Genomic DNA, 2,769 nt, shown 5'->3' with positions numbered 1-2,769 from the left:
CACCGAACACGGGCGCGGACGCCGACGCCGTCTCGGGATCGCGCTCGCCGTACGACGCGGCCCACAGCTGTTCGCGCACGTCGTTCCATTGCGCATCCTGCATGTCGGTGAACGCCAGCAGCACCTTCCCGGACGCGCCCTGGCGCACCGGAAACTCCTCGCCGACACGAATCGACACGCGCACCGCACGCGCGGGCTCGACCCGGTACAGCACCGAGCGCATGTCGCCCTGGCGCACGTAGAACGACGCCGTTTCGCCGAGTTCGCGGCTCAGCGTCTCGAGCAGCGGCTCGACCACCGGGCCGACCCGGAAAGAACGCTGGTACAGCGCGGCGAGCCGCTGCGGCTCGTGCCCGATCGCGTACTGGCCGTCGTCGAGCTTGCGCATGAAGCCGCCATGTTCGAGCGCCGTGAGCAGGCGCAGGATCGTGCTCTTGTACAGCCCGGTGCGGCGCGACAGCTCCGCGAGCGACAGCCGGTCGTCGGTCTGCCCGAACGCACGGAGGATCGCGAACGCGCGATCGAGAACGGCGACGCCGCTGGACGTTTCTTCGGCCGGCGAATCGGGCTCGCTGCCGGCGTGATCGGTGTGAGTCTTGGGCACTGCCTGCTTCCTTCGGATGATGATCGGTCGACTATATCGTTCTGTCTGGCAGAACTCAAGTTCCATAAAATCGCAATTTCACGGGTATACCCCGCTTACCGCCCATTCGACGCGCGCTTAGAGTTCTATCAAACAGAACGATGTTCTTTCAGATAGAACGATGGAGTGTCAAATGAGCGTTTCCGAATACCCGAAGGTGCTGGTCAGCGAGGTCGGGCCGCGCGACGGCCTGCAGAGCATCAAGGCCGTGATGCCGACGGCCGGCAAGCTGGGCTGGATCACCGCGCTGGCCGCGGCCGGCCTGCGCGAGATCGAGGTCGGGTCGTTCGTGCCGGCCAGGCTGTTGCCGCAGATGGCCGATGTGGGCGAAGTCGTTGCACACGCGCTGGCGATTCCCGGGCTGCATGTCGCTGCGCTTGCGCCGAACCTGCGCGGTGCCGAGGGCGCATTCGAGGCAGGCGTGCACAAACTGACGCTGCCGGTGTCGGTGACGGAGGCGCACTCGCTGGCGAACATCCGCAAGACGCCCGCGCAGATGGTCGACGAGGTGCGCGCGATCGTCGCGCTGCGCAATGCGCGGTTTCCGTCGGTGCAGATCGAGGCGGGCGTGTCGGTCGCGTTCGGCTGCACGATCGCGGGCGCCGTCAGCGACGACGAGACGATCGCGATGGCGGTGGCGATGGCCGAATGTGGCGTCGACGAAATCGGGCTGTCCGACACGAGCGGCTATGCGAACCCGGCGCAGGTGCGCCGGCTGTTCGCCCGGCTGCACCGCGAAGTCGGCGACAAGGCGGGCGGCGCGCATTTCCACAATACGCGCGGGCAGGGGCTCGCGAACGTCGTCGCGGCGCTCGACGCGGGCGTGACGACGATCGACGCGAGCCAGGGCGGACTCGGCGGTTGTCCGTACGCGCCGGGCGCGACCGGCAACATCGTCACCGAGGATCTCGTGTTCCTGCTCGAATCGATGGGATTCGACACGGGAGTCGACGTCGACGCGCTGCTTGCCGCGCGCGCGATCCTGCACGCGGCGCTGCCGGACGAGGCGCTGTATGGCCACGTGCCGGACGCCGGGTTGCCGAAGGGCTTCCGTTACGCGGACGGCCGTTCTCCCACCGCGGAGCAACCGGAAGGATGCCTGTCGGGAGTCGCGCAATGAACGACCGCCAACCGGCTTCGCCACTGCCGTACGAAGGTGTGCGCGTGATCGAGATGACGCACATGGTGATGGGCCCGACCTGCGGGATGCTGCTCGCCGATCTCGGCGCGGAGGTCATCAAGATCGAACCGATCGCGGGCGACAGCACCCGCGCGCTGCGCGGTTCGGGTGCGGGTTTCTTCGGGATGTTCAACCGCAACAAGAAGAGCCTTGCCGTCGACGTGAAAGATCCGCGCGGGCTGGAGATCGTGCTGCGGCTCATCGCGACGGCGGACGTGTTCAGCGAGAACTTCAAGAGCGGCACGATGGACCGGCTCGGCCTCGGTTATCCGGCGCTGTCCGCGTTGAATCCGGGCCTCGTGTACGTGTCGCACAAGGGCTTTCTGCCGGGGCCGTACGAGCACCGCACCGCGCTCGACGAAGTGGTGCAGATGATGGGCGGCCTCGCGTACATGACGGGCCCGGAAGGGCGGCCGCTGCGCGCGGGCGCGAGCGTGAACGACATCATGGGCGGCATGTTCGGTGCGATCGGTGCGATGGCCGCGCTCGCGCAGCGCGAGCGCACCGGCCGTGGCCAGCAGGTGCAGAGTTCGCTGTTCGAGAACAACGTGTTCCTCGTCGCGCAGCACATGATGCAATTCGCGGTGACCGGGCAGGCCGCATCGCCGATGCCGAGCCGCATTTCCGCGTGGGCCGTCTACGACGTGTTTGCCGTCAAGGATGGCGAACAGATCTTTCTCGCGGTCGTGTCGGATACGCAGTGGGCACTGTTCTGCGATGCATTCGGCCTGACCGCGCTGAAGGACGATCCGCGCCTCGCGACCAACAACCTGCGCGTGCAGGCGCGCGACTGGCTGCTGCCCGAGTTGCGCGCGCGGCTCGCGCCGCATTCGGCCGCGGAGATCGGCGCGATCTTCGAATCGAATGGCCTGCCGTACGCGCCGATCACGAAACCGCACGACCTGTTCGACGATCCGCACCTGCTCGCCACGGGCGGCCTCGAAGA

General features: G+C 67.4%; 3 protein-coding genes. 2 read left to right on the top strand and 1 reads right to left on the bottom strand.

What is annotated here, in order from left to right; translation table 11 throughout:
- On the bottom strand, positions 1-604 hold a 604-nt coding region (locus G3N93_RS37300; RefSeq protein WP_206135266.1), incomplete at its 3' end, for an IclR family transcriptional regulator.
- 172 nt (positions 605-776) lie between these two features.
- On the opposite strand from G3N93_RS37300, the gene G3N93_RS37295 reads away from it, so the two are divergent.
- A complete protein-coding gene (locus G3N93_RS37295) occupies positions 777-1,763 on the top strand; it encodes a hydroxymethylglutaryl-CoA lyase (RefSeq protein ID WP_174989447.1) in 987 nt (328 codons plus the stop codon).
- Positions 1,760-2,769, top strand: a 1,010-nt coding sequence (locus tag G3N93_RS37290; RefSeq protein ID WP_206135265.1) for a CaiB/BaiF CoA-transferase family protein, incomplete at its 3' end; no start/stop codon positions are given. The genes G3N93_RS37295 and G3N93_RS37290, both read left to right, overlap by 4 nt.

Origin of the sequence: Burkholderia sp. Se-20378, assembly GCF_017104665.1 — a bacterium.
In the GTDB taxonomy this organism is placed as follows: domain Bacteria; phylum Pseudomonadota; class Gammaproteobacteria; order Burkholderiales; family Burkholderiaceae; genus Burkholderia; species Burkholderia lata.
Note: the sequence above shows the minus strand (reverse complement) of the source record. Positions and strands in the feature narration are given on the sequence as shown.